The 26808-nt window shown below is 54.6% G+C and carries 23 protein-coding genes; 10 read left to right on the top strand and 13 right to left on the bottom strand.

All coding sequences use genetic code 11. From position 1 onward, the window contains the following. Positions 1-6: 6 nt before the first annotated feature. Both KA369_15210 and KA369_15205 read right to left on the bottom strand, forming a co-directional pair. Positions 7-2013: a hypothetical protein gene (locus tag KA369_15210; GenBank protein MBP7737327.1), complete on the bottom strand. Its 2007-nt coding sequence runs from the start codon at positions 2011-2013 to the stop codon at positions 7-9. 86 nt (positions 2014-2099) lie between these two features. Next, the gene (locus KA369_15205; protein ID MBP7737326.1) at positions 2100-2285 is read right to left on the bottom strand and encodes a hypothetical protein; all 186 of its coding nucleotides are present in this window, start codon (positions 2283-2285) and stop codon (positions 2100-2102) included. A 107-nt stretch (positions 2286-2392) separates the two neighbouring features. Here KA369_15205 and KA369_15200 point away from each other — a divergent pair, with 107 nt between their 5' ends. Together KA369_15200 and KA369_15195 are read left to right on the top strand one after the other, a co-directional pair. Continuing rightward, the gene (locus tag KA369_15200) at positions 2393-3301 is read left to right on the top strand and encodes a hypothetical protein (GenBank protein ID MBP7737325.1); all 909 of its coding nucleotides are present in this window, start codon (positions 2393-2395) and stop codon (positions 3299-3301) included. 184 nt (positions 3302-3485) lie between these two features. Next, a complete protein-coding gene (locus tag KA369_15195) occupies positions 3486-4184 on the top strand; it encodes an SH3 domain-containing protein (protein ID MBP7737324.1) in 699 nt (232 codons plus the stop codon). 38 nt (positions 4185-4222) lie between these two features. On the opposite strand, the gene KA369_15190 is transcribed toward KA369_15195, so the two are convergent. The 3 genes from KA369_15190 to KA369_15180 form a co-directional block, all read right to left on the bottom strand. Next, complete coding sequence (locus tag KA369_15190) at positions 4223-5089, bottom strand: sterol desaturase family protein (protein MBP7737323.1); 867 nt, start codon at positions 5087-5089, stop codon at positions 4223-4225. A 34-nt stretch (positions 5090-5123) separates the two neighbouring features. Continuing rightward, positions 5124-6206 carry a polyprenyl synthetase family protein gene (locus KA369_15185; GenBank protein ID MBP7737322.1) on the bottom strand — a complete coding sequence of 361 codons (1083 nt, stop codon included), beginning with the start codon at positions 6204-6206 and terminating at the stop codon, positions 5124-5126. Positions 6207-6306: 100 nt separating this feature from the next. After that, entirely contained in the window at positions 6307-8328 is a 2022-nt protein-coding gene (locus tag KA369_15180) for a neutral/alkaline non-lysosomal ceramidase N-terminal domain-containing protein (GenBank protein ID MBP7737321.1), read from the bottom strand. Positions 8329-8685: 357 nt separating this feature from the next. Between KA369_15180 and hisF the strand changes: the two genes are divergently transcribed. Then, on the top strand, positions 8686-9450 hold the full coding sequence (gene hisF, locus KA369_15175; GenBank protein ID MBP7737320.1) for an imidazole glycerol phosphate synthase subunit HisF: 765 nt from the start codon (positions 8686-8688) through the stop codon (positions 9448-9450). Between the two features lie 12 nt (positions 9451-9462). Here hisF and KA369_15170 read toward each other — a convergent pair whose 3' ends face one another. After that, positions 9463-10536: a hypothetical protein gene (locus KA369_15170; GenBank protein MBP7737319.1), complete on the bottom strand. Its 1074-nt coding sequence runs from the start codon at positions 10534-10536 to the stop codon at positions 9463-9465. A gap of 110 nt (positions 10537-10646) precedes the next feature. Further along, positions 10647-11105, bottom strand: a complete 459-nt coding sequence (locus tag KA369_15165; GenBank protein MBP7737318.1) for a response regulator — start codon at positions 11103-11105, stop codon at positions 10647-10649. 483 nt (positions 11106-11588) lie between these two features. On the opposite strand from KA369_15165, the gene KA369_15160 reads away from it, so the two are divergent. The 3 genes from KA369_15160 to KA369_15150 all read left to right on the top strand — a co-directional run bounded on the left by KA369_15160 (position 11589) and on the right by KA369_15150 (position 15210). Beyond that, a complete protein-coding gene (locus tag KA369_15160; GenBank protein ID MBP7737317.1) occupies positions 11589-13124 on the top strand; it encodes an HDOD domain-containing protein in 1536 nt (511 codons plus the stop codon). Between the two features lie 206 nt (positions 13125-13330). Then, positions 13331-14227, top strand: coding sequence for a glycine--tRNA ligase subunit alpha (locus tag KA369_15155; protein MBP7737316.1), 897 nt, complete (start codon positions 13331-13333; stop codon positions 14225-14227). After that, positions 14227-15210 (top strand): bifunctional oligoribonuclease/PAP phosphatase NrnA, encoded by a 984-nt coding sequence (locus tag KA369_15150; GenBank protein MBP7737315.1) that lies wholly within the window; start codon positions 14227-14229, stop codon positions 15208-15210. Before KA369_15155 ends, KA369_15150 begins: the two co-directional genes overlap by 1 nt. Positions 15211-15224: 14 nt before the next feature. Here the strand turns inward: KA369_15150 and KA369_15145 are convergent, their stop codons facing one another. The 5 genes from KA369_15145 to KA369_15125 form a co-directional block, all read right to left on the bottom strand. Then, complete coding sequence (locus KA369_15145; GenBank protein ID MBP7737314.1) at positions 15225-15677, bottom strand: TerB family tellurite resistance protein; 453 nt, start codon at positions 15675-15677, stop codon at positions 15225-15227. 10 nt (positions 15678-15687) lie between these two features. Further along, positions 15688-17286 carry an LTA synthase family protein gene (locus KA369_15140; protein ID MBP7737313.1) on the bottom strand — a complete coding sequence of 533 codons (1599 nt, stop codon included), beginning with the start codon at positions 17284-17286 and terminating at the stop codon, positions 15688-15690. Positions 17287-17289: 3 nt separating this feature from the next. After that, a complete protein-coding gene (locus KA369_15135; protein MBP7737312.1) occupies positions 17290-17799 on the bottom strand; it encodes a hypothetical protein in 510 nt (169 codons plus the stop codon). 408 nt (positions 17800-18207) lie between these two features. Continuing rightward, positions 18208-18615: a GreA/GreB family elongation factor gene (locus KA369_15130; GenBank protein ID MBP7737311.1), complete on the bottom strand. Its 408-nt coding sequence runs from the start codon at positions 18613-18615 to the stop codon at positions 18208-18210. 401 nt (positions 18616-19016) lie between these two features. Continuing rightward, complete coding sequence (locus KA369_15125; GenBank protein ID MBP7737310.1) at positions 19017-19631, bottom strand: rubrerythrin family protein; 615 nt, start codon at positions 19629-19631, stop codon at positions 19017-19019. Positions 19632-19834: 203 nt separating this feature from the next. Between KA369_15125 and KA369_15120 the strand changes: the two genes are divergently transcribed. The 3 genes from KA369_15120 to KA369_15110 all read left to right on the top strand — a co-directional run bounded on the left by KA369_15120 (position 19835) and on the right by KA369_15110 (position 23219). Continuing rightward, positions 19835-20497: a DedA family protein gene (locus KA369_15120; GenBank protein ID MBP7737309.1), complete on the top strand. Its 663-nt coding sequence runs from the start codon at positions 19835-19837 to the stop codon at positions 20495-20497. Between the two features lie 69 nt (positions 20498-20566). Then, on the top strand, positions 20567-21490 hold the full coding sequence (locus tag KA369_15115; GenBank protein MBP7737308.1) for a TerC family protein: 924 nt from the start codon (positions 20567-20569) through the stop codon (positions 21488-21490). 100 nt (positions 21491-21590) lie between these two features. Continuing rightward, complete coding sequence (locus KA369_15110) at positions 21591-23219, top strand: 5'-nucleotidase C-terminal domain-containing protein (protein MBP7737307.1); 1629 nt, start codon at positions 21591-21593, stop codon at positions 23217-23219. Between the two features lie 57 nt (positions 23220-23276). Here KA369_15110 and KA369_15105 read toward each other — a convergent pair whose 3' ends face one another. Further along, a complete protein-coding gene (locus KA369_15105; protein ID MBP7737306.1) occupies positions 23277-24158 on the bottom strand; it encodes a hypothetical protein in 882 nt (293 codons plus the stop codon). A gap of 132 nt (positions 24159-24290) precedes the next feature. Here KA369_15105 and hrpB point away from each other — a divergent pair, with 132 nt between their 5' ends. Beyond that, positions 24291-26795: an ATP-dependent helicase HrpB gene (gene hrpB, locus KA369_15100; GenBank protein MBP7737305.1), complete on the top strand. Its 2505-nt coding sequence runs from the start codon at positions 24291-24293 to the stop codon at positions 26793-26795. Positions 26796-26808 lie beyond the last annotated feature (13 nt).

The raw sequence follows: 26808 nt of genomic DNA, 5'->3' as shown, positions 1-26808 counted from the left end.
GTATCGCTATTTCCCGTCTTCCCGGGAATCATCGTACTCCTCGTCCTCTTCCCACACGAAGGTTCCCTTGCCGCTCTTGTTCTTCTCGGGGCATTCTTTCATGATGTATTTCTTTTCGTTGGGCCAGTAAGCGTTCTTCTGGCTGTGATAGTAGCTGTCCAGGTCGCTGACATACTTCATGCCGTCTGCCCATATCTTCGTTCCCCGGCCGTCGCGCTCCCCTTCCTTGAAGCGGCCGAAATAGCGTGAGCCGTCAATGTAGAACCAGACGCCCTTGCCGTGTATCCTGCCGTCCTTGAATTCTCCCACATACTTGTCCCCCGAGGGAAGTATGAGGGACCCCTGGCCGCTCCGCCGGTCATTCTCGAACTGGCCGACATACTTGGCGCCGAACCATTCGGACCTCTTGCCCCATGTGTAGGTGCCGAAACCGTGCTTCTGCCCGTTCTTCCAGTCGCCGGTGTAGGAATCGCCTTCGCCGACGGTGAGCTTCTTCTCCTTCATCATGACGCCGTAGCTCCAGCTGGCATAGAACCTGCTGACGATGTTACCCTTCTCGTCGTAGACGAAGAGGGAGCCGTCGCCGTGGGGCTTGCCGTCAAGAAACTGGCCGATGTATTTCGTCTTGAGCCTGCCGTCCCTGTCATAGGTGAGGAGGGTGCCGTCGCCGTTGGGCTTGCCGTCGATGACCTGTCCGAGATAATGGGACACCAGGTTCCCGTCATCGTCATAGGTCAGGATCGACGCCTCGCCGGTCTCCCTGTCGTTGAGATACATGCCGAGGTACTTGCGTATCACCTTCCCCTTATCGTTATAGACGAACTCGGAGCCCTGGCCGTCGCGCACCCCCTTGCTGAACTCGCCCACGTATTTCTTTATGAGCCTGCCGTTCTCGTCATAGGTGTAGAGGGTGCCGTCGCCGTGCTTCAAGCCGTCCTTGAACTTTCCTTCATACTTGCTCGTCATCACGCCCTTATCGTTATAGGTGACGAGGACGCCGTCGCCTTCGGGCTTGCCGTCCTTGAACTGGCCCGTGTACTCCTCCATGATCGCGCCGTCCTTGTTATACTTGACCAGCTTTCCATCGCCGTCGGGCTTGCCGTCCTTGAAAGAGCCGGTATACTTGCTCACGATATTCCCGTTCCTGTCGTAGGTGATGAGGGTCCCTTCCCCGTCGGGCTTGCCGTCTTTCACCCTGCCGGTGTACTTGGTCTTCTCCTTGCCGTCCTTGTCATAGGTGATGATGGTGGCCTCGCCGTTGACCGTGCCGTTCAGGTATCTCCCCGATATCTTGCTGAGAAGCCTGCCGTCCTTATCATAGGTGTACACGTCTGCGGGACCGCTGGGCCTTCCCTCATAAAAAGTGCCGACGATCTTTGAAACGATCTTCCCGTCCTTATCATAGGTAATAAGGGTCCCCTTGCCGTCGGGCTTGCCGTTCTCAAATTCGCCCGTATATTCGCTCCGGAGGACGCCCCGCTCATCGTAGGTTTTCAGGGCGCCGTCGCCATGGGGCTTGTTGTCCCGGAAAGTCCCGGTGTAGGCGCTGGCGACCTTTCCGTTTTCATGATAGGTCACCAGGGTGCCCCTGTCAAAGTTCCCGTTCTTTAACGTTCCCGTGTACTTGCTGATGAGCCTTCCCTTCGAGTCGAATTCCGACACGACGACCTCGCCAACGGGCACGCCGTTTTCAAAGGTGCCTTCTATCGTCTTGATGACATTGCCGTCTTTATCCAGGATATACAGGACCCCCTTGCCATGGGGCTTCCCCTTTCTCGTTTCGCCCACGTACCTGCCGCCGTTCCAGGGAATCCCCTTCTCGGCCTTGACATCTTTTTTTCCTTTCCGGGCGTCCACGTCCTCAGAGGCTTTGCGATCATCTGTTTTACGATCTTCTGTCTTGCGGTCCCCCGTTTTACGGTCCTGATCGGTGCGTATCTGCTTTTTATTGATATCGCATCCGGATAACGCGATGATGACCATGGTCAGGGTCAGCAATGTTATTTTCTTCATGACGGTTCCTCTTCCTAAAACAGAAATTGCGGGAGGTGTGTCACATGTCCATTGAGGCAACGGTTTTTCTCTATATTACAGGCCCTCTATACGCCATGACCGGGCAGTTGCAGAAAACCGCTTGCCGGATGCCCGATTATGCTTATGAGGATGCTCAAGTGAAGTGACACATTGATTTCAATGGTAAGATGTACCGTGGAAAGGCGCCTGTTGTCAAGATTTTTCAATTCCGCCGAGCCTTTTTTTCCGGCCGCCAGGCCTGCCGGGGCCATTTATTATTCCAGTAATAATAACTTAATATTCAAGAAAAATATCCATAATACCGATATTTATTCCAAATAAACGAGTATTTCCGGAAATTATACATAACGGTGTTACTATGAAATTACAAAAACAATGGAAATTCATCACGGCCGGTATCTTTATCATAGTCATGCTTGGCGCGATAAGCCTGTTTTCACGCGATTTTGATTTTTCCCCGATAAACCCCATGAAGGTTTCGAGCTATGACAATGACCGGGTGGCCTTCCAGCATATCGAAAAAAACATCGATATTCTCAGGGATAACTCCTTTGAATCCCTCCTGGTCATCAAGGACCGGAAGATGTTCCTTCTTGTTGACGGATATGAAGACCTCTACGAGGCCAAGATTCGGAGATGGAAATCCGCGATGCGCAACGAGAACAGCGAAAACGATTTTGATATTGTCTGGCCCAACAAGATAAACACCAAGCCGGATTTTATCGAGATCTACGACCGCCGCACCCTGATCATGAAAAATTCCAACGAGGAATTCGTAACCTCCAACTTCGGCACATTTTACAAATCGATACGGGACAAGTTCATAAAGGAGCACGTTGACAAGCTGCACCAGATCCTGAGAAACCGGAAAGAGGCCGACATCTTCATCAATCGAAAGCCCCTTCCCCGTCCCATCTACATAGAAGATATAGGAAAATATAATGACAAATACTATACCTTTGTCAAAGCCCGGGCCTATGACGGCACGATCTACGCCTGCGAAGACTCCGACGGCGACGGCGTAACCGAGACATTTACCGTTACGGCCAAGGACGGGTTCAACTGGGGCTACAAGTCAGGCTCGGACCTCATCTTCATCTACAAGAATACCGACAAGGACATCGAAAGCCTTATCGGCAAGCTCGCCAACGAGGTGGTCTACGGCAACGTCGACGACGAGAAGGAGATGATCCAGACCTTTCCCAAGGAAAAAGACATAGCCGAGCTGATCAAGTGGATCACGCCCAAAGATCCCAATGTCAAATAGCATGGCATAATCGCTTTCATATAAGGATGCAAAAAGCCCCCTCCCGCGAGGGGGCTTTTTATGTTGATGCCCCCGATCCTAAAAGGATGTCCAAAACGACACCATCCTTGACGAAACTCTTGACATTAAACATTCGATTTTTTACTTTTGCTGAAAATCACAGCCATATCATGGAGACACCAACATGAGATCAATGCTTTCGTCGATATATCTCGTATTAATCATAATGCTGATGCTGCCTGCGGCCTGCTCGAAATCGGGAAGCTCTTCGCAGGAGGTGGAGGTCCCGAAGCTGGGAAAGGGGTGCCTCTCGGGTCAGTGCGTCAAGGGGCAATTTGAAACCGTATACCAGCGCTTCGCGCTGATCACCGGCAACGTGGTCAATCTCCGAAACCGCCCGGTGGTAACATCCAAAGTTATCTGCCAGCTCCCGGTGAGCAGGAAGGTCACGGTTCTCCATATCAAGCCTGGCGAGGAAACCATCGGCGGGATGAAGGGAAAATGGGCCTTCGTGCAGGATACCACGAACATAGTCGTCCAGGGATGGGTATTCGATCACTTCCTGGCCTTTCCGGCGAACTTCACCGGGCCGGAGCGGTGGAAATTCCGGGAGATACGCACGGTCCTGGGAGGACGGCTCATCGTGTACAAATGCTCCCCCGACGGGAAATTCAACGTAACGCAGAACGAGATGATGTTCAAGAAAGACGGAAAGAACCTCGCGGAGAAAGCCTCGGGGGAGATACTGCAGTACAAGAACATCATCTGGATGAAGAACAGCAAGCCCGATGATTATCCCGTATTCTTTTTATTGATGGACGACGGCAAGCTCTCTTTTCCGGATCAGTACAAGGACAAGAGGGGAACCATTCTGGCCAGATAAAGGAGGACCCCGCTCCTCTATCCGATGCAGCCATATCCTTAATCGGCGTCCGCCTCTTCGGGGCCGCGCCGGTTAATATCATACCCGCCGGTATCTGCCGTTACCGGCAGGATAATGAGCTTCGGCAGAGAAAGCCCGGCCGCGTCGCGGTAACGCCCGAGGCCGATGGTCATGGCCTCGTGGCCCGCCGCCGGCTCTACGCGGTAGGTGCCGAGAAGACGGTCCCACCAGGACAGGACAAATCCGAAATTGCTGTTGGTCTCGGCTACGGCAGCTGAATGATGTACCCGGTGCATGTCCGGCGTCACGGCGATATGGCGAAGAACGGCGTCGATCCCTGCGGGAATGCGCACGTTGCCATGGTCGAACATGACCATGCCGCCCAGGACGATCTCGTAGACGGCCACGGCCGCGGGATCGGGACCGATCACCGACACGACCGACAGCCTGACCAGGAGCGAGAGAACGATTTCCACCGGGTGGTACCGGAGGCCCGTGGTGACGTCCGTGTCCAGGTCGGCGTGATGGACCAGGTGAAGCCGCCAGAGGGGCGGCAGCACGTGATACACGACATGCAGGAGATAGGTGGCCAGGTCAAGAAGCGCGATGGCGATGATGAACTCGATCCAGGCAGGGGCCTCAAACCGGTTGAGGAGGCCCCATCCCTTCGCCCCGGCCAGGGCCGCCAGGGCCACCGGAACGACCGGGAAAATAATCCGTACCAGGACGACGTTGATAAATGCGATTACCAGGTTAGAGAACCAGCGGTTCGCCTTGGCGGCGGCGAGCGTCCTCCGGGGAGCGGCGATCTCCCAGACCGCCATGACCGCGAATATAATGATCCAAACCGTCATGCGGACGGCGGCTTCGCTGAATTGAAATAACGACAACAACTGTTCCGACATAGGGAGCCCCTTTCATTCTGTTCATTTATAGTGATTACAGCACCGCGATCATGTCCACCAGGCCGTGGAGGACCTCATGGTATTCGGCGGACACGGAAAGGTCGGCTAGGCGCCACCGTGACTGTTCCACGAATTCCCAAAGACGCTCCCTGGCGGAGTCCAGGGAACCGCTCCGCTCGATCATTTTTCTTATAATGGCTACATCGCGTTTCTGCTTGCGCTTCTTCGTGAAAAGGGAGATGAACAGGTCATGGTCCTTCCCGCGAAGGCTCTCGGCTGCATTGCTTATCAGGATCGTGATCTTGCCCTCGACGATGTCAGTATCGGCAGGCTTGCCGGTATCATTCTCCTTCCCGAATACGCCGAGGATGTCGTCCCTGATCTGGAAGGCCTGCCCCAGGGGAAGCGCGAAGGCCCTGATGCGCTCTTTTTCCCTGGGAGAATCCCTGCCGGTCAGGGCGTACCCCATGAGCATCGGGTAGTAGACGGTGTAATAGGCGGTTTTCATCATCGCTATCTGCGTCGCCGTTTCCCTGTTTGAGGTGTATGTCCGCGCGGCCGAGTGGAGGATGTCCAGGGTCTGCCCCCACGCGGTGACCTCCAGAGTCGCGGACAGGTTCTTCATGAAACGGTCCTTCAGGCGGGGCGATATGCCGGTGGAGCCGACAATTTCGAGAGCGTTGGCGAACAGGACGTCCCCCAGGATCAGGGCGATGTGGCTCCCGATCGCCTCGTCGTGGGAGCGCTTCCCGTAGCTGTCATCGCAGACAAGGTGCAGGCTCTTTCCGCCCCGGCGCAGGGCCGACCGGTCGATGATATCGTCCTGTATGAGGAGGAACGAGTGCATCATTTCCAGCACCGAGGCCATGCGCACGAGGTCGTCCCGGTTCCACACGCTTCCGTAGCCGAAACAGGAAGCGAGAAGGACCAGGGGCCTCACCCGTTTCCCGTCCCTCATGCAGTACTCGGACAGGAGCCCGTACATCTCCCGGATATCCGGCATCTCGGCTCCGCTGATCTTGAGCTTGAAATACTCTTTCATTGAAGCGTCGATCAGCGGGACATACTGCTTGCCGAAATCACGAAAACTGTTCGATGACGGGGAGGTCTTTTTCATAGGCCGCCATTGTCTTCTCCGATGGAAGGCTTTGTCAAGAGGATTTTGGGGAGGGATATTTCGAAGGCGAGGTTGCGCAACCTCGCCTTCGAAATATCGATTAAAACGCAGGCGAGTGGAGCACGGCCTGGCCCTTCCGCGGATGGATGGTGAAGCGATAAAACCTTCCTTTTTCCCTGACCGGGTTGTACCACCGCGCCTCGTACAGGGCCATCCCCGGTGACGCCTTCGGCTTCACGCACAGGATGGCTATATCGCAGCCCCGATCATCGGCCGCCTCTCCGCCCGTGGCATGGGGGCGCCAGGTAGCGCCGTCATCGCTCACCTCCACCGCAACCAGGGGCTCGTGGAGGCGTATCAGTCCCGGCTGCACGTCCCGCCACCGGAAGGTCCAGAAGGATTCGCCGCCCTTCTTCGCGAGATCGATCAATTCGGGGTTTTTCTCTATGATCCTCAGTCCTGCCGCCTCGCCGGCGGCAGGATAATAGCTCTTCCCTTCCTTGACGACAAAGGTCCACGCCGAAGGAAGATCCCCGCCGCTTCCCATGGGCAGGTCGGCCACGAGACGGCTCAGCCTCGCCGCCAGGTAACCGGCCGTTCCGGGACCGTAGAGGGTGCTGCCTCCCTCGTAATACTGGAGGGAATACTCATCGGCGGTGGCGCAGTAGCCCCAGTAGCCGTTGGAGACATCCATGACCGTGTACCGATAACTATCGGGCAGCCCCGCCTTCAGGGCCGCGTCGCGGCACCGTCCGGCAACGAGCCTGCCGGCCTCGACGGTGACCTCAAAGGGTAGCGGGAGGAGCACCATGTCGTGGACCTGCAGGGCCTGGATAAAGAGATGGCGGGGATACTCCGACACCGGAAAGAGCCTGTGCTGGAGGGAGCCGCCCATGATCCTCTTCGCGCCCTGGCAGTCCTTGCCCGGGTTGCGCCGGGGCCACCCGGGGGCGAAGCCGGGGAGCCAGTTGAGGAATTTCACGGGCCGGTCGGTGGCCCCGCCGAAGGTCGCTTCGCCGGCGGCCGGCTTTTCGCAGAGACATTCGCTTTCACAGCATCGGTCGGCATATACATCGACCTCGCCGGAGCGGTATCGTATCACGGCGTCGCCGGCGCTCTTATTTTCAAGGGAGAAAAAGAGCTCCAGCGCCTTGTTCCCGATCATGGCGCCGATGCGGCGCATCGCCTCGTAGCCGAGCTTTTCCTTATCGCCGTAATCAGGCGTCGTGTCGCCGTGGGTGAAGTTGGCCATGGCGTGCACCGGATCCGCGGCGGAAGGATAGCGCTGCCTGATGCCGTTTTCGACGAACCGCTCCGCATAGGACGTGATGTCGCCGCTGTAGACCATGCCGGTGTCCTCATTGCCGAGGTTGGGATGGAGTGAAAATGTCGAAAATGCGCCAATCGGCACATAGGCTCCGTCGGCCGTCCGGCAGTCGACGCGGATCATCCGGAGCTCCGGGTTCACCGCTTCGCGCGGGCCCGGCTTCCTCCCCTCAAGGGTTTTATTCCTGTGATGGGCCGGAAGGCTGCGGTTGCGGTTGACGCCGGGAATCTCTATCATACCGGTGGCGATCTTCGCGGGACGGCGGCCCTCGCAAGCCCGGATCACGGCGCCGGCGATCTGCTCCGCCATGAAATTGAAAAGCTTCTCCTCGAAGCCTTCCGCCGGCGAAGCCATCCTGTCATAAATGATGTCGCCGAAATAGTTGCCCTGGGCCGAATGGGTGTGGGTGCCGGCTATCACGAGGCCGCCCGCCTCGACATCGGTTTTGGGTGCGATGAGCTCCGCGACCTTATGATGGAGCATCCTGGACCCCGACAGGATGTCGGCCTGGACCAGAGCCACGGGCCGTCCCGTTTTCGGCTTGAGATAGATGACCCTGGCGTAGAGACGGGTCCTCACGCCCTTGCTGAATCCTCCCTGCAGAGAATGGCCCGCCAGGGGAAGGCCCGGCGGGGGCGTGATATCGGCCCGGGACGCCCCGGCCAGGAGAGTCGGAACGTCCCACGCCGCCAGCGGCGCCGGCTTGCCGATGGAGATCGTCACCGGCTTCAGCGACGCGCATCCGGCGGCGACAAGCGTAAACAGTATTATTACAGGCATCGTCAGTGTCTTCATTGCATTTCCTCGCGGAGTCCAACACTATCCGCCCGCGCGCAATAATCAACAAAAAAATGACATGTCAGTTTCAATATGACATGTTGACCCTTGATCTTGCTCCGAGTGCATCCCATGCCATTTTCTCCGTTTGCGCCCTCTCATCCCCCTACCCCTTCTCCATTGTTTGACCTCACCCCCCTTCACCGCTTTTAGACCTCACCCCGCTCCGCGCGCCGAAGGCGGGGCGAGGTCCGACATTGGACTCGTCAATGTTACCAGGCCGTAATATAATAATCAGCCCAGGTTAAAAAATTGATTGCTAAAATCCATGCATGGATATGCTGGCATCAAGACCATGTGCGGAGAGCGGTAATCATGCTGGCCAAGCGCATCATCCCCTGCCTTGACGTCGACAAGGGGCGCGTCGTCAAGGGGGTAAACTTCGTCAATCTCGTCGACGCCGGCGACCCGGTCGAAAACGGGAAATACTACGACAACGAGGGGGCCGACGAGCTCGTATTCCTCGATATCACCGCTTCGTCCGACCGTCGCGATATTATCCTGGACATGGTAAAGCAGGTGGCGGAACAGGTGCATATTCCCTTCACCGTGGGGGGCGGCATTCGCACCATCGACGACGTGCGCCTCATACTGGAAAATGGAGCGGACAAGATATCCATAAACACCGCGGCGGTCAAAAATCCGTCCCTCATCACCGAATCGGCGAAGCGCTTCGGGTCCCAGTGCATCCTCGTGGCCATCGATGCCAAGCGGAACGACCGCGACGGCTGGACGGTGTACCTGAACGGCGGCCGCACGCCCACCGACATCGACGCAGTGGAATGGGCCGCCCGCGTCCGGGACCTGGGCGCAGGCGAGATACTCCTCACCAGCATGGACCGCGACGGCACCAAGATCGGCTACGACATCGAGCTGACGCGCACCATAGCCGAAACCGTAAGCATACCGGTCATAGCCTCGGGCGGCGTCGGCACCATCGAGCACATGTACGAGGGGCTCACCATGGGAAGGGCCGACGCGGTGCTCGCCGCGTCCATCTTTCATTTCCGGGAGATTTCGATCGCGGAGGTCAAACGGGAGCTCCGGGCGCGAGGCGTGCCGGTGCGCTATCCCTTCTAGGCAGGGTTGTTCTCACCTGGTAAAAACATAGATTATCAGGGCCACGAGAACCACGAGGACCACGGCCAGGCCCGCGAGGATGCCGATGGTCGCCCGGGACATGCCCTGTGGCTCCGCCTTGGCATTCTGGGACGCATTATCGATGGCGACCTTGATCCCTTCCTCCATTTCCTCTATCTTTACATATATTCCCTTGGCCACGACGGTGTAGATCGTGTATCCGCCGTCGACGCGGTGCTTGACATGAACGATCCGTCCCATTATGGGTCTCACCCCGTCTTCGTCGATGGCGTCAAAGGCCTTGAGAACGTGGATGGCCTTTTCATGGCGGTCCGTGATATTGATCTTCAGCCGGTCGCCGACGACGAGGAGGCCGATCTCCCTCCCACCCAGGGGAGACAGGATAAGGCTTCCCCGGAGGAGCATCCTGACGTCCTTGCCTTTCAGGACCTCCTTTTCATCCTCGTCGGTATCCACCTGGATATCTGGCTCCCCTCCCCCCTTGTCCTTGCCACGGGGCTGCTCCGCCATCTTGCTGCAGGTAATGGAATTGAGCTCCATCTCGACAGAGGATATCTCCTCCACGTCCACGACCATGTTCACGTTCTGAAGGCCCATGCGGCTCTGGACGACCTGCTGGAACAGCCGGTTGATATCCATATCTTTTTTTTCACTCACGAGCTTTCTCAATTCAGAGGCAAACTGGTAGGTGAAGGACCCGGAAAAGGTGTTCTTGAACTGCCGCGCCAGAACGTCGTCATGCTCATTATTTTTCATGAACTCGGTGATGTCCCGTTCGTAGGTCATCCATTCATCGAAGGTCTTGATGTCTTTCAGCTCGAAGGAATTGGATATGACCACGAAAAGGGAGTTCAGTGAAAGATAACTTATATTGGCGAATGCGATAAAGGCGCCGTAGGACGTCGTGGAGGCAAACCTTCCCTTAATGGCATAGAAGTCCTTCAAGGCGCCGGCGACGATCTGCTTGGCCCGCTCTTCATCGCCATTGGCGTAGAAGGTCGCTATCTCAAGCTTTCTGGTGTAATCCGACAGGGAACCGGCGGCGGTATCAAGATTTTCCGGCATTATATCTCCAGCATACAATGGTTGATTATCATCAATGGGCGGGTTCCCTATCGGGAAAGCCCATGCCGCTCTTCATGAGTCCAGACATGTTCTATTTTTACAAGAATTTTTTATTCCGGATTGGCCAATCTGTATTTCTGCAGTACGGCCTTGACCCGTTGAAGAACGACTCTCCTGTCAATCGGCTTAAGGATAAAATCATAGACGCCGAGCTTTATAAGGTCGGCCATGACCCCCTTTGTCGTTTCTTCGCTGATAAAGACAACCGGGGGGCGGCCCGGTTTCTTGCTCAATTCATGCATGAAGGCATAGCCGTCCATGACGGGCATATCAAGCGTCGTGGTTATGAGGTCCAGTCTCCCATCGATCTTGCCCATCTTGTCAATGGCTTCCTGGCCGTTTGAAGCGGTGGCGACAACCATATACCGCTCCGATTCAAAAATCTGGACTATCTGCTTCCTAACAAATTCCTTGCTTTCAACAACCATGATCTTATACGGCCTGCCGCCCGGTTTGATGCCGTCGGCCGTCTTGGTATTCAAGCTCGGGAATTCACCTTTGCCCTTCATTCACTCCTCCCTTTAGAATCCTGGCAACAATGAAATAAGCCTTACTGCGTTTTAGGCCATTACCATCAGTAACACACCAATTCTGTTACAGGACAATAATTTTTGCAACTACTAATAAAACGAACCGGCATTGTCAAGATGAAAAAACCGTTCCTGCGGGGGATCACGACCCTGCAGTCAGCAGTTTTTCAGCAATCTGCCGGTTAAAAAACCAACAAAATACTTGATTATTTTCAGGAATAGTGCGATATAATACTTGAGCAAGTATTAGCATCATTAATATTGTCGTATGACCGGGGGGAGACCGCGGAGGGCGGGTATGAATCACTGCTTCCGGACACGACATATTGCATGAACGGTAAAACCGATGGGACGAGTTCTCACTGCCCGGAAGGAAGTTTTTCCAGAGAATCTTTACAAAGGAATCCACCCGGGCGGATCAGTAATGAATGGAAAACAAGAGTATAGCAAACGATATCAATTATGAGCCAGGTACGAATCAGCGAGGAAGAATCGGGTTTATCCAGCGGTGAAGATAAACACTATACCATTCACCCAACCGATTACAAGACCGCAATCGCCAGCGAAGCTGACTTCTATATTCAGTTTCATACCCTCAATGCCGAAACCGAAGGGGCGATTATAAAAAGCATCCACCGGTACCTGGAAAACTATGATCTCTCCTATATAAAAAACCAGATCATCAACATCATCAAGGAGCTGGTCAACAACGCCATCAAGGCGAACCTGAAAAGGATATTTTTCAAGCTCAAGGGCCTGGATATCGACAAGACCGAGGATTACCGGGCGGGCATGGAAAGCTTCAAGGAAGAAGCCTACGAGGGCACCGAGGATTATCTAGGCAAACTGGAGACGTCGAACCTGGTGGTCCGGATATCCTTTAAAAGCACCGAGGAGTATCTTTACATAAACGTCATCAACAATGTCCCGATCCTGGATACCGAGATATCCAAGATCAACGCGCGGATAAAAAAGGCCTACAAGTACAAGGACATCGCGGAGGCCTTCGAGGAGGTCCTCGACGAATCCGAAGGGGCCGGCCTCGGCCTCATCATGGCCCTCATGATCTTCAAGAACATCGGCATGCCGCCGGAGGCCTTCAGGATCTACCGCAAGGGCGAACTCACCATCGCGGCCATAGCCATACCGCAGAATATGGACAGGATCCGCTCGCGGGTCCAGATAGCGGAGGAGATACTCAAGGAGATCAAGGAGATCCCGGCGTTCCCCGATAACATCCTGCACATACAGAAGCTCTGCGCGAACCCGGACGCGACGATAAAGGAGATAGCCTCCGCCATTTCGATGGACCCGGGCCTCACGACGTCCATCCTCAAGCTCGCCAACTCGGCGGGATATTTTACCGTGAAAAAAACCGAGACCATCGAGGACGCCGTCAAGATCATCGGCGTCAAGGGGATCAACACCCTCCTCCTCGCCACCGGCGTGTACAAGGTCCTCGACGCGCGCTACAAGCGCTCCGAATCGGTCTGGAAGGATTCGTACAAGCGCGCCGCCTACGCCCAGAAGATACTGATCCAGATGAACAGGACACGGGCGACCGAGCTGACCTACCTTTCCGCGCTCCTGTCCGATATCGGCTATATCGTGATGTTTTCCCTGAAATCGTCCATATTGAAGAAGCTGCAGAACATCGCCGGCTTCAAGGGAATGGATGATTCCAACCTCCTGGAGGAGATCAGCCTGGGCCTTTCCCACAGCACCCTGGGGGGGATGATCTTCAGCAAGTGGAATTTCAATGAAACACTGGTAAAGACGATAGAGTACCATCACCGGCCGCACCTGGCCCCGGAAAACCTGAAACAGACCATATACACCGTCTACCTGGCGGATTGCCTCGTGGAAATGGACAAAAACCGAACCCGCTATGAATTCATCGATGAAGATGTGCTGAAATATTTCAACCTGACGGAACGCAAATCCTTTGAAATCCTCCATAAAACGCTCCGGGAGTCCTATGAGAACCAGGAACAGTAGAAGGAGAGGTTACGCAACCTCGCCCACTGTAAAGCGACCCCGCCCCCGGTAATGCAACCCCGCACTCTGTCATATAAGCCCGCATTCATGGGAAGCCCAAATTAATTACTTGACTAAAATCATTTTTCAAACAAATTTACTGTAGTGCCGTGCGCCGGCCATCACCGTCGCGGGATTGGAAACCCCGCCATACCGAGGAGTTTACGATGTATTTTCAGGATCTGATCGCCAAGCTGAACGAATACTGGGCGGAAAAGGGATGCCTCATCATCCAGGGATACGACCTTGAGGTCGGGGCCGGGACCTTCAATCCCGCCACGTTCCTGCGCGTCCTGGGCCCGGAACCGTGGAAGGTCGCCTACGTGGAGCCCTCGCGGCGCCCCACCGACGGACGGTACGGCGACAACCCGAACCGGCTGCAGCACTACTACCAGTACCAGGTCATCCTGAAGCCGTCCCCGGTCGATGTCCAGGATCAGTATCTCGATTCCCTGAGGCACCTGGGGGTGAAGCTGGAGGAGCACGATGTCCGCTTCGTCGAGGACGACTGGGAATCGCCGACCCTGGGCGCCGCCGGCCTCGGGTGGGAGGTCTGGCTTGACGGCATGGAGATCACGCAGTTCACCTACTTCCAGATGTGCGGCAGCATCGAGCTCTCCCCGGTATCGGTGGAGCTGACCTACGGCCTCGAGCGGATCTGCATGTACCTGCAGGGCGTCGACCATTTCACCGACATCATGTGGAACGAAACCGTGAAGTACGGCGACGTCCACCGCCAGAGCGAGTTCGAGTTCTCCCACTACAACTTCAACATGGCCGGCACCGAGCTTCATTTCAAGCTCTTCGACCTGTACGAGAAGGAATGCCTCGCCATACTGGATAACCCGAAACAGAAAGTGGTGCTGCCGGCATACGACTATGTCCTGAAATGCTCCCATGTCTTCAACATGCTAGACGCCCGGGGCGCCATATCGGTGACCGAGCGCGTCGGATATATCACGCGGGTGCGCAACATCGCGCGTCGCTGCGCCGAACAGTACGTGGCGATACGCGAGGATATGGGCTTCCCGCTTCTTAAAAAACAGGAAGCCAGGGCCCGTTAATGCAAGATGAGTTAGGCTATCTCGACGCGTTCCTTGCGAAATATGACAAGTTCGTCATATCGACGCATGAAAGCCCGGACTGGGACGGCCTCGGCGGCGAAATCGCCATGTTCGAACTCCTGAAGCACCTGGGGAAAAAGCCGCTTATCATCAATTCCGACCCGACGCCCGACAGCTTCCAGTTTCTAGACGTCGAGCATGACATTAACGTCATGGACGGCGGCTTCACCCTTCCCGCCGACATCAACGAATACGCCCAGCTCGTCCTGGATACGAACGATTACGACAACATCGGTTCCGCCTATCATGTCCTCAAGGACAAGGTGCGGGCCTATTTCATCGTGGACCACCACGAGGGAGACGCCGAACGGGCCGGGTCGAACATCATCAAGGCCGAGGCATCGTCGGTGTGCGAAATCGTCTATAATATCATCCGGCATTACGACAAGCCGATCTCCCTCAGGGCGGCCCAGGCACTCTTCGCGGGGATCGTTTTCGATACCGGGTCTTTCGTGTACCCGAAAACGTCGCCTGAAACGTTCCGCATCGCGGCTCACCTGGAGGAGATCGGGGTCGTCCCCTTCTTCATCCATGAGCAGATATACGAGCAGAACGCCCTTTCGAGCTTCGAGCTCAGGAGCCATATTCTCGCCACCATGGAAGTGCTCAACGACGGGAAAATGATCGGGATGAAGCTGACGCCGGAGATGATGAAGCAAACGGGAGCCACCTTCACCGAGGGAGAGCCGGCCATCAACCTGCCCCTCACCGTCAAGGGAGTGGTGGCGAGCCTCCTCGTCAAGCAGGACCTCGACGGCCCCGTCAAGGTGAGCATGCGCACTAAGGGCGAGCTGGACGTGGCGAAGATAGCCATGGAAAACGGCGGCGGCGGGCACCGGAACGCGGCGGGCTTCAAATCCAAGCTGTCCCTTGATGAGACCTACGCGATGGCAATCGAAAAAATGAGCGTTCTTTTCAAATAAACGGCGGAGCCGGATCAGCCGTTCTTTGCCTTGAGCTTGGCCGCGATGAGATCGCTGTGGGGCACATGGAGAAGATTGGCGATCTTATGGACAAGATAATCCTCGTTCTGGTCGAGGCGCCCGTCGGCGTAGGCGATCTCCCATGCCATCTCGATAAGCCTCTGCTTCTCCGCCTTGTCGAAATGCTCATTGATCAGGTTGGTATAGGCCCAGAGGTCTGTCGCCTCTTCCTGCTCCCGCCCGGCTATGGCAAGGATCGAATCGACATCGTCCGGGGCGACGCCAAGGCCGCCGGAGAGGACCTTCCTTACCTGGTCCAGCTCGGAAGCCGCTAAGTCCTCATCGGCCCTGGCCATCTCCAGAAGGATGACGCAGGCCGCGATGGTGATGCGCCTGTTACGATCAGCGGCGGTTTCTCGTAAAACGCCGTTTTTAGATGCCAGCAGGGAGACGATTTTACCCAACATGGCGGACCCCTCAGTACAGCTTCACGGTATAATCTTTGGGAAGGATCCTGTCCTCCCGGTAGGTATTGAGGTAAAAGCCGAGGATCTTCTTCGCCTTTTCATACTGTTTTGCGTCCATTTTCATGCTGAGATCCATGGCGGGCCGCTCTTTCTTGCCTGTCTTTTTCCCGTCCCCGCCTTTACCCTTCCCTCCCGGAGTATTCGCGTTGCTCGTGTAATAGGGACGATCTGCGAATATTGACATCCCCATGAAGGGATTGGCCAGGTCCAGGTTCATCATGTCCAGGATGGTGGGAGTGAGGTCTATGCTGGCGCACTGGGTATCGTTCCGCTTCCCCTTCCACGCGCCTCCGGGAAAATAGAAGAAGCAGGGGATCCTGTCGAAGAAGGGCCGGTAATATTCTTCGAATTTCTTGACGAAGCTGATGTATTCATTGCTGTTTCCCATGGCATGGTCGGCCGTGATGACCACCACGGTGTTGCCGCTGAATTTCGACTTTTTAAAATAATCCCAGAACTTGCCGAAGGCCAGATCCGTTGAATAGAGACCGTTCAGCATCGGGTTGCCGCCGGAATCGGGGTGCTTGTGGGAGCCCTTATAGGGCGGGTGCGAATTGATGGTGGATATGGTCAGGAGGAACGGCTTCTTCGCCTGGTACTTTTCCAGCCATTCAACGGTGTAATCGAAGACCTTTTCATCATCGACCCCGAATCCCCCCTCGAGCCTGCTGATATTGTCGAGGGCGAGGCTCTCGCTCCCGTAAAATTGATCATATCCCTGCCGCTCTATGAAGAGGTTCTTCATGCCGATGAAGCGCTCGCTCCCGGCCTGGATATGGATGGTGGTGTAATCAAGCTTTTTCAGTATATTCGACAGGAAGAGGAAGCGGCACGGGACCGGGATACGGGTGCCGCCGACGCTCTCGTCGAGGAGGTAGATGGCCGATCCCAGGGCGGCGATGAGGCCCTTGATGGTGGGATAGCTCGTGTTGTACATGTCCGTGAAGGAAAAGCATTCCTGCTCCACCCTCTTCATGTTCGGGGTGAGACCCTTAACGCCATGGATCTCGTCCTGAAGGAAAAAGTAGGAGCACGATTCGATGAACACGATAATCACATTGGTGCCGACGCGGATCGTCGGCCTGTCATAGGTCCTGTGCGAGGGATCGAGGTAGATGCTTTTTTTCATGAATGGATATTTCTTGTCCATCGAGTAGAGGATCATGCCCTGGTTTTTGAATTCCGTGACGATCTCGGGGTCAAGGATGACCTCCTTGGAGCTGAGCATATGGGACAGGAAATAATAACTGAAGAGGGATTGGAAAAAAACGCGCTCCGGCAGCTGGTTGTATATCTGTGGATCGGTGGTTTTTACCCTGGAGTAGCTCTTCTTTATGTTCTCCACCGTGGCCATGGTTTTTTCGCGGTCCATCAGCGTTTTTTTCTTGAGATCGATGTTGACGGATTCATCACCCTTCTGTTCGGCGGATTCCATGGTCTTTGCGCGGATGATCCCGCCCAGGTAAGCCAGCGAATGCACGAGACCGCCGGCGACAAGGCAGACGACGCAGTTGACGCATATGATGACGGCTAAAAGCTTCAGTTTCATTGCTCAGTTCTCCGCAGTGCCGATCAGGTACATTTTTTTCAGAATATGATAAACCACGGCCAGGAATAATATAAGGGCCGCGTAAAGCGCAAAAGACTCCTTGGCGATGAGAAAGACCATGCCGTCGGTATAAAACAAATGGGCCCAGAAGTTGCTGTCGATATGGTTCCCCATGAAGTAGAGGGCTCCCCAGTCCACTATTCGCACAATTTCGGAAAACAGGAACACAGCCATGAAGATTCCGATAAAAATCTTTTTAATGATGGCCCTCCGGAACACTATCATCACCATGGCTGCGACGCCGGCGAAGATAAAGCTTTCCAGGAGATAGTAATTGGAGCGCTTCAGGAACCCATCCGTCACATCCAGCACAGAGTAAAAGGAGCCGAATACGATAATCGTAAAGTGCCAGATGATAAAGTAGACCGCCAGTACCAGCGTGAGAGCGGCACTGTACAGTATCATTCTCCTGTTTTCCGTGAACACCCGTTTGATTTCATCTAATGCTTTCATTATTCATCCCGTGAACGATATCTGGCTTTATAATACTAATTACGCGATAGACTTTTTGCGTAACTTAATGATCCATGATAGTTGCCCCGCCCCCGAAAGCGGCGCGGGCAAGCATGATCAATCACACAGAGTATTGCAATGCATCTGGTAATTTCCTGAAAAACTCCCTCCTTGGAGTTTTCCAGGGTCGGTTTTACGAAGTGAATTCGTAAAACCTCACATTTTTCTCGGCTAATGCCTCGAAAAATGGAGATACATCCATGTATCGTTTAGCAGTTTGCTGTTTTTCAGCAAACTGCTAATATATAAAAGGATTTTCAATAACGGGCATACTTAACCAAACGGTTAAATTTCTGCAAGTAAAATTTTAATGGACCTCGCCGTAGGGCAGGTCATAATGGAGGTTTTCTATAGATGGTAGTCGCCGGCCGCTTCGGGCTGATAGACAATATCATCGATGATATAATACTGTTCCCCCGCGGGGCTGGTCTTTATGACCGTGCCGACAGGACTGCCAAGGATCTGCGCTCCAAGGCCGGAGAGGACATTGATTTTATTCTTTTCCGTGCTGTCCTTGGGAAATACCAGCGAGTAAATATCTTTTTTGCCATTGCCGAGGTTTTTGAGGCTGAATTTCGAGTTCATGGTTACGATGTTCGATCTTATTTCATCAGGCTCCACAAGGCGGGAATGCTCCAGATCACGCTTCAGGGTATTGACGGTACCAGCCTCGATGCCTGATACTGCTTCCCTGCTCGTAATGATGCTCCAGAGCCGTTCATAATCTTGACGTGTAAAAATTTTTCCCTTGCGCATAGAGCCTCCAAAAATCCCCACGGAAGTAGTACGAGGGAGCCTCCCAAATGAAAAAGGTCGTTCCCTTGCAGGCATATTCCGCTGAAAACGGAGTCATCACTGCTTTCACAATGAGAACCCTGTTTTACAAGCTTGCCTTGATGGTTTATTCTAAAGACCGGAAATGTATCCCGAATTAATTCAGGACAATGAATAATTATACCATTTTATTCGAATGTCAACTGGAATTTTGTATACAATTATTAATTTTTTATAAATTGTACCTGTTTTTTGATAACAGGATAATTTAACACGACATAATGTAGGATAAATCAGGCAAATCGGTGATCGGGTAAATCAAAATGCGAGAGGTAACGATAAAATCAGGGAGGCACCTTTCGGACCTCCCTGGTTCCATCACGCTATTTGATAACTGCGAAATCAGCCTGAGCTGCACCGCATAACGGACATGTATTTGGAGCATTGCCCGCGACGGTATTGCCGCATACCGGGCACACGGCATAGGTGTCGGAAAGACCTTTGAAATCATTCTTTGCCAGGGCCTCGATGGCCGCCTTGTAAAAAGCCTGGTGCATTTTTTCAACCTGCATGGCCCAATCGAAGGTAGTAACCGCGTCATCCTTTCCTTCTTCCTTGGCCTTTTTGATGTAGTCGGGATACATGGTGTCGATTTCGTGGGTTTCTCCCTTCAGCGCGTCATCGAGGTTCTCCTTCGTCGACATCACGGTGAATTGCGGTTTAATGGGATCCATCTTCACTCCCATCTTTTCCAGCACCCCGGTATGTTTTTTCGCATGGGCGGCCTCGGCCGTGGAAGCGGCCTCAAAAAGCTTCGCTATCTTGTCAAACTTCTCTTCCTTGGCCTTTTTCGCGTAGGCGGCATATTTGGCGCTCGCCGTGGTCTCGCCGGTGATGGCGCTTTTTAAATTCTCAACAGTGGCTTCCTTCTTTTTACAACCGGTGAAGACGGTGATGGCCACGCCGAAACAGATAACGCTTATTAACAGATTTTTCATCAATAAATCCTCCTTAATTATAATATGCTGGCATATTCCCCATGTATACACGGGGAATATGCATGTACATCATTATCAAATATAAATAATTGCAAGCAATTTTCAGCCGTACCCTGGATTCATTTTATTCATATTTTCTTGACAAGGAACCGGTCATTTCATATGGTTTCACGTCATCGAATAAATATAGACAGGATAATGATTTGGAATTAGTGCTGAAATTCATAGATATCGTCCTCCATGTCGACCGTTACCTGGACATGATCATCCAGACCTTCGGCGTATGGTCCTACATAATACTCTTCGTGATCGTCTTCTGCGAAACAGGCCTCGTTATCACGCCGTTCCTTCCCGGCGATTCGCTCCTCTTCGCTGCCGGGGCCCTGGCCGGCATCGGGTCATTTGACGTAACTATCCTTATGGTCGTGTTTCCCGCGGCCGCCATCATCGGCGACAATGTCAACTACTGGATCGGGCGCTCCATCGGTCCCAGAATTTTCAGCAGGGAAAACGTGCGCTTCCTCAACAAGAAGCACCTTGACCGTACCCATGAATTCTACGAAAAGCACGGCGGGCTTGCCGTTATCTTCGGACGATTCGCGCCGATCATCAGGACCTTCATGCCCTTCGTGGCGGGGATCGGTAAAATGAACTACGCCAAGTTCCTTGCCTTTGATATTTTCAGCGGCATTCTCTGGCCTGCGATCTTCGTTCTTTCCGGATACTTTTTCGGGAACCTGCCGTTTGTAAAAAAATACTTTTCGCTGGTCGTCATTGTCATTATCGTAATATCCGTGATACCGATCGTCTACCAGGTGGTACGAATGCGCTTCGAGAAAAAAGAGGAACCGGCGGTATCGGAATAATTATATTGACATCCCTTGTCAAATAATTACATTATTATTACAATTATCACACCATAAGGATATGCAACAATGACACAGGCGCTGTTATGGATCGGTTTCATAGCGTTCATCATCGGCATGCTGGTCCTCGACCTGAAGGTACTGCAGAAAAAGGACCGTGACATCCGGGTCAGGGAAGCCCTTCTATGGACCCTCTTCTGGATCGTCCTGTCCCTCCTGTTCAACGTCGGCGTGTATTTCTACATGGGAAAGGATTACGCTCTGGAGTTCCTCACCGGCTATCTCATCGAAAAGGCCCTGAGCGTCGACAATATCTTCGTCTTTATCCTGATATTCACCTACTTCGACATCCCGCCGCGGTTCCAGCACAAGATCCTCTTCTGGGGGATCCTGGGCGCCATTATCATGCGGGCAACCTTCATCCTGGCCGGCGTGGCCATCATCCAGCGCCTCCACTGGGCCATCTATGTCCTGGGGGCCTTCCTGGTCTACATCGGCATCAAGATGGCCTTTGAAAAAGAGAAGGAGATACATCCCGAGAAGAATCCCGCCCTCCGGGCCTTCAACAAGATATATCCGGTCGACTACGACTACAAGGGCGGGAATTTTTTCATCAAGAAGGCCGGGAAAAGGCTGGCCACGCCCATCTTCGTGACCCTCATCGTGATCGAAACAACGGACATCGTCTTCGCCATCGACTCCATCCCGGCGATACTCTCGATTACGCTGCATCCCTTTATCGTGTTCACGTCCAACATCTTCGCCATCCTGGGGCTCCGCGCCCTCTACTTCGCCGTTTCGGGAATCATGAAGCTCTTCCGGTTCCTCAACTATGGGCTCTCCCTTATCCTGGTCTTCGTGGGGGTGAAGATGCTCATCTCCGAATTCTACAAGATCCCGGTGTCCATCGCCCTGTCGGTGGTGGGCGGTCTCCTCGTCGTTTCAATCCTTCTTTCCGTCCTGATTCCCGATAAAAATAAAAAACAGCACTAAACGTGTTGTGAAACCGCGTCAATTTGTGGTTGATTTTATTTGTTTACCCGCCAGTATTGAGAATGTTAATACGCTATCATCATTCCCGGAGGCATGACACATGAAACTGTTCAAGCGACTATCGCTGGTTACTCTGACCCTCGTCATGGCGGCCGGCCTGGCGCCGATGCCCCGCGCCGCCGCCGAGAGCTTCGTCCGCGCCGACGCGGACCGGTCATGGCTAGACACCGGCCGGGGCGAGCTTCTGGCCAAGGCGAAACCCTCTAAAAAAAAGCAGCCCGAAGCGCGGCAGGTCAGGACGACGGTCCTTTTCTTCAACGATCTGCACGGAAACCTGATGCCCTTCAAGGTCAGGAAGGATGACGGCACCTACGCTGAAGTGGGAGGAATTGCCGGCATCGCAACCCTGGTAAAGGAGATCAGGGCGGAGAACGATAAAAAAGGCGTGAAGACGCTCCTCCTGGTGGCGGGCGACGTGCTGCAGGGCACGCCGATGTCAACGGTATTCCAGGGCAAGCCTGACATCGAGATATTAAACGTCATGGGCGTGAACGTCATGACCGTGGGGAACCACGAGTTCGACTTCGGCCTGGAGAATTTCATCGCAATGAAGAAGGCAGCCAGGTTCCCCATCATCAGCTCCAATATTATCTGGAAGGATAACAGCAGGCTGATGAATGAGCCGTCCGTGTCGTTTCCCCTCGGGCAGGGGGTGGTTCTCACGGTGATCGGCGCGACCACCACCGAGCTCCTGGTCACCACCGCGCCGGGCAATGTCGAAAAGCTCGACGTGCTCGACTCGATACAGACCGTAACCGATAACTATCGTAAGGCGGCGGTAAAGGGCCCAGCGATACTTCTCTCCCACAGCAAGTTCCAGACCGATTCCGATATAGCCAAGGCCAATCCGAAGCTCACTGCAATCATCGGCGGCCACGACCAGATCCTCTTCGACCCGGTCAAGTACGCGGCGGGAGTCCCCATATTCCAGGCCTTTGAAAAGGGCCGCTTCCTCGGCAGGCTCGATATCGCCGTCAATCCCAGGACCAGGAAGGCGGTGGTGGAAAAGTCGAAATACATCCCCATCACGCCGGGCATCAAGCAGGATCCCGAGGTAACGAAGATCCTCGACGCCTATAACGCAAAACTGAGCGCCACGTTCAAGGAAGTGGTGGGCGAGTCCCTTGTCTTTCTCGACGGGGAACGGGGCCGCATCCGATACGAGGAAACGAACCTGGGGAATTTCGTGGGCGATATCATGCGGAACTACACGAGCTCCGATATGGCCTTCATCAACGCCGGGTCGCTCCGATCGAGCCTGGACAAGGGCCCCGTCACCATAGAGGGAATTTTCAAGGTGATGCCCTATCCGAACGAGATCATCGTGGCGAAACTCACCGGCGCCGAGGTGCTTGAAACCCTGACCCGGTCCGTTCAGGGCAAGCGTGAGGACGAGGACGGCGGCTTTCTCCACGTGTCCGGAATCAAATTCAAGATCAAGGACAAATCCGTGGCGGATGTCACCATAGGAGGAGCGGCCCTTGACACGGCAAAGACCTACACGGTCACCATCACCGACTTCATGTACTCCGGCGGCGACGGGTACAAGGTCTTCATAGGCAAGCCCTCGACGAAGACTGGTCTTCCCCTCAGGGAGCTCCTGGTGGACACGATCCGGAAGCAGGGAAAAATCGACGCGAAGATCGAGGGCAGGATAACGAGGGAGTAGCGATGAATAGGGCCTGTGAGAATTCCGATCTTTCGTAATCCTCACAGGCGAAACATATCACCATTTTTCCTCCAACATCTTTTTCGCCTCCCTTTGAAAAAAGACATTCCAGGGATAGGGACTCCTGGCTTTTCGTGGATCCTGCGCTATGACCCATTGGAGATCTTTTATAAACGCTTCGCGGTCGCCGGTTTTCCGGTGAAGCACAACGGCTCTCCAAAACCTCACGTACACCCAGTCAGGTCCGGCTTCATCGGCTTTCTGGAAATAATAAGCCGCTTTTTTCAGGTCTCCTCCGAGAACACGGGGGAGCACGGCATAATAACTGGCAATGGCCTGGTAGGGATGGCCGCCGCCCCACGCGGGATCGATTTCCATCATGCGCAGAAGCATTTTTTTGTTCCTGCCCACCCAGCGCATATTGATAATCTTCTCCACCGGATTCATGCAGATCCGGTAGATGTTCCCGAGGGCGCCATACCAGTAATACATTGCGGCAATCTCGCGAACGGTCAGGGCCGCGACGGCGTCCCACTCCTTCGTTCCGCCATCAACGAGCTTTTTAAACTCGCTGTTCGTGTACATGCCCCGTTCGCAATAGCGAATCGCGCGGAAAAAGCATTCCTCCATCTCCCTCTTGCCGCCGCTATAGCCAATTCCCAGCAGCATGTAGTACCTTCCCAGGCTCCAGAGCGCCTCGTAATTACCCGGGTCTATCTCCAGAACTTCCTCATAGGTGAGTATAAGCTCACGCACCTTCTCCTCTGTATCAGCAGCGGCGATCTGGGCATTGGCCTTTTTAATGAGCCTGCCCACATCGCCTTTCCCGCCTGTGTCCCTTACAAGCTTCCATCCTTCCTCCCACGAGAGGTTGCCGAACAATCCGATGATGGCCGCGTCCGAGTGCGGCGCAGGCATGTGTGATGTTGATCTTTCCATGACGATCCCCCTATATGTAGGATATAGAACATGCCGCGTTAGAGGTTATTGTATAAAAGAAAAATAAGAGCATTACAAGAAAATTCAAAATAAAAGTTGAAGTATAAGACGCTTCCTGAAGAAATTTTCTCCATGGTTCCGAATGATATGCAGACCCTGCCGATTTATTCCCACCTCGGCAAAATAGCGGATTCACTGGCCCGTGACGGCACGCTCCAGCTTCACGCCGAGACCGGCGCGGGCAAGACGACCCTGGTGCCGTGGCGGCTCCTGTCGCATCCGGCTTTCAGCAGCACAAAGATATTGCTGCTCCAGCCCCGGCGGATCGCGGCGCGGGCCGCGGCGGACCGCATCGCCGACCTTCTCGGCGAGAAAGTCGGGCACACCGTGGGCCTGCGCACCAGGACCGAGACCGTGACCGGCGCGGGAGTCCGCCTTGAAGTGGTCACCGAGGGGGTGCTGACGCGCATCATGCAGAATGACCAGTCCCTTGAAGGATACGGGACGCTGATCTTCGACGAGTTCCACGAGCGGAACCTCCAGGCGGACCTGGCCCTGGCCCTCGCCTGGGACTGCCGGGATACTCTACGGCCCGACCTGAGGATCCTCTTCATGTCCGCCACCCTTCCCACAGGAAATATCCGCTCCGTCTTCGGCGATATCAACCTTGTTTCAGTGCCGGGCCGGACCCATCCGGTACGCGTCCTGTACCGGCCGCCGCGGTCCGGCGAGAAGCCGTGGGCGGGGGCCGCGCGGCTGGCAGCTGAGGCGCAGGAGCTCCTTGATGCCAAAGGCGGCTGCGACACACTGGTGTTCCTCCCCGGGTTCAGGGAAATCAATCGCGCCAGGGAAACCTTAGACAGGGATTATCCGAACCTGGGCGCTGATATTGTCACGCTTCACGGACAGCTTCCTCCGGAGGAGCAGCGCAGGGTGCTGAACCCCTGGCCGGGGGGTCAGAGCAGGATCATCCTTTCAACCAACGTGGCTGAGACGAGCCTGACCATTCCGGGGGTGCGCGCCGTGGTTGACTGCGGCCTGGAGCGGAGGGTCCGGTATCTGCCCCGCACCGGCATGGACCACTGGGACACGGCGCCCATCAGCAACGCATCGGCGGAACAGCGCAAGGGAAGGGCCGGAAGGCTTGGGCCTGGCCTCTGCCTGCGATGGTGGAGTGAATCCGACAGGCGGGATGAATTCTCGCCCCCGGAAATAAGCGAATCGGACCTGGCACCCCTGGTGCTAGAGACCGCCCTGTGGGGTGCCTCGCCCTTTGACCTGAAATGGCTCACAACCCCGCCGCGGGCCGCGGTGGAACGGGCACAATCACTTCTTCTCATGCTTGGTCTTATCGATACCAATAATCGGATTACAGATACCGGACGTGGCGCCGCAGCCATGGGCCTTCATCCCCGCCTCGGGCGCATGGTACTGGAGGCAAAGACGAGGGGCTGGCTTGGCACCGCAGCAGTTGCCGCCGCCATCCTTGAGGAAGGCGATCCGCTTGGCGGAGAGGATCCGGATTTCCGCGACAGGATTTCAGCCTGGTCCGCATGGAGCCGGGGGGAACGCCGAGCCCTGCCCGAGGGCGCGGCCCGGCACATCGCCGATGAAGTCAGGCGGATTCTCCGCATGACGGGGTCAGAGCAGCAGGGAACCCATGGCGCGGATATTGATGTCGAACTTGCGGGAAAACTGCTCCTTCTGGCCTACCCGGATCGCGCGGCGCAGAAAACCGCCGGAGGCGCAGTCTCACGATGGCTCCTGGCCTCCGGGCGTGGAGCGCGGCTCAATGGCAGCCTGGGGGATGCGGATTTTCTGGCTGCTGCCGAGCTGGACGGCGGTGAAACTGACGCACGCATATTTCTGGCGGCACCGATAACTATCGGTGACCTTGAAAGCGGCATGGCCGGGCAGCTTACGACAGAGCATCGTGTTGAATGGGACGGGTGGACACCGCGATTACGGACAATGACACGTGTGGGAAATCTTATTCTTAAAGGAAGAAAAGGGAAAACAGCATCAGCCGATGAGATAGCTCCTATTATCATTGAACGGATTACTAAAGAAGGATTTGACTGCCTGCCATGGCACGAACAATCAAGGCGTTTTTGTGCAAGAATTCAGTTTGTACAGAAATATGGATGTCAGAGTAAATGGCCTGATTTTCAAACCAAAGCGCTGGAGACTGAAGTCGATACATGGCTCATTCCGTTGGGAGACTATTCCGGCGGTCCCATATTTACGGAAAAAATACTCCTTGAAGCATTGAAAAACCGCTTGGGGTGGGAGAATCTTCATCAGCTTGACACTCTGGCACCGGAGCAGATAACACTTCCATCGGGAAGCCGTAAAAATATTGATTACGAATCAGGTGATATCCCAATAATAGCAGCAAGGATTCAAGAATTTTTTGGCTCAAAGGATACCCCGAAATTATGCGGAGAACCATTGCTTCTGCATTTACTGTCCCCTGCCCAAAGACCCATTCAGATCACCCGTGATCTTGATGGATTCTGGGACCGTTCATATCCAGATGTAAAAAAAGAGCTAAAAGGGCGGTATCCCCGTCATTACTGGCCTGATAATCCGCGCGAAGCGGAGCCCACGAACAGGGCGAAACCTAAAAAGAGATGATTACTATAGGAAT

This window comes from Spirochaetota bacterium (genome assembly GCA_017999915.1).
Lineage (GTDB): Bacteria > Spirochaetota > UBA4802 > UBA4802 > UBA5550 > RBG-16-49-21.
Note: the sequence above shows the minus strand (reverse complement) of the source record. Positions and strands in the feature narration are given on the sequence as shown.

Excerpts from the sequence above, each read along its gene's own strand:
- KA369_15210 (MBP7737327.1), bottom strand. The coding sequence starts at position 2,013 with ATGAAGAAAATAACATTGCTGACCCTGACCATGGTCATCATCGCGTTA.
- KA369_15205 (MBP7737326.1), bottom strand. The coding sequence starts at position 2,285 with ATGGCCCCGGCAGGCCTGGCGGCCGGAAAAAAAGGCTCGGCGGAATTG.
- KA369_15200 (MBP7737325.1), top strand. The coding sequence starts at position 2,393 with ATGAAATTACAAAAACAATGGAAATTCATCACGGCCGGTATCTTTATC.
- KA369_15195 (MBP7737324.1), top strand. The coding sequence starts at position 3,486 with ATGAGATCAATGCTTTCGTCGATATATCTCGTATTAATCATAATGCTG.
- KA369_15190 (MBP7737323.1), bottom strand. The coding sequence starts at position 5,089 with ATGTCGGAACAGTTGTTGTCGTTATTTCAATTCAGCGAAGCCGCCGTC.
- KA369_15185 (MBP7737322.1), bottom strand. The coding sequence starts at position 6,206 with ATGAAAAAGACCTCCCCGTCATCGAACAGTTTTCGTGATTTCGGCAAG.
- KA369_15180 (MBP7737321.1), bottom strand. The coding sequence starts at position 8,328 with ATGAAGACACTGACGATGCCTGTAATAATACTGTTTACGCTTGTCGCC.
- hisF (MBP7737320.1), top strand. The coding sequence starts at position 8,686 with ATGCTGGCCAAGCGCATCATCCCCTGCCTTGACGTCGACAAGGGGCGC.
- KA369_15170 (MBP7737319.1), bottom strand. The coding sequence starts at position 10,536 with ATGCCGGAAAATCTTGATACCGCCGCCGGTTCCCTGTCGGATTACACC.
- KA369_15165 (MBP7737318.1), bottom strand. The coding sequence starts at position 11,105 with ATGAAGGGCAAAGGTGAATTCCCGAGCTTGAATACCAAGACGGCCGAC.
- KA369_15160 (MBP7737317.1), top strand. The coding sequence starts at position 11,589 with ATGAGCCAGGTACGAATCAGCGAGGAAGAATCGGGTTTATCCAGCGGT.
- KA369_15155 (MBP7737316.1), top strand. The coding sequence starts at position 13,331 with ATGTATTTTCAGGATCTGATCGCCAAGCTGAACGAATACTGGGCGGAA.
- KA369_15150 (MBP7737315.1), top strand. The coding sequence starts at position 14,227 with ATGCAAGATGAGTTAGGCTATCTCGACGCGTTCCTTGCGAAATATGAC.
- KA369_15145 (MBP7737314.1), bottom strand. The coding sequence starts at position 15,677 with ATGTTGGGTAAAATCGTCTCCCTGCTGGCATCTAAAAACGGCGTTTTA.
- KA369_15140 (MBP7737313.1), bottom strand. The coding sequence starts at position 17,286 with ATGAAACTGAAGCTTTTAGCCGTCATCATATGCGTCAACTGCGTCGTC.
- KA369_15135 (MBP7737312.1), bottom strand. The coding sequence starts at position 17,799 with ATGAAAGCATTAGATGAAATCAAACGGGTGTTCACGGAAAACAGGAGA.
- KA369_15130 (MBP7737311.1), bottom strand. The coding sequence starts at position 18,615 with ATGCGCAAGGGAAAAATTTTTACACGTCAAGATTATGAACGGCTCTGG.
- KA369_15125 (MBP7737310.1), bottom strand. The coding sequence starts at position 19,631 with ATGAAAAATCTGTTAATAAGCGTTATCTGTTTCGGCGTGGCCATCACC.
- KA369_15115 (MBP7737308.1), top strand. The coding sequence starts at position 20,567 with ATGACACAGGCGCTGTTATGGATCGGTTTCATAGCGTTCATCATCGGC.
- KA369_15110 (MBP7737307.1), top strand. The coding sequence starts at position 21,591 with ATGAAACTGTTCAAGCGACTATCGCTGGTTACTCTGACCCTCGTCATG.
- KA369_15105 (MBP7737306.1), bottom strand. The coding sequence starts at position 24,158 with ATGGAAAGATCAACATCACACATGCCTGCGCCGCACTCGGACGCGGCC.
- hrpB (MBP7737305.1), top strand. The coding sequence starts at position 24,291 with ATGGTTCCGAATGATATGCAGACCCTGCCGATTTATTCCCACCTCGGC.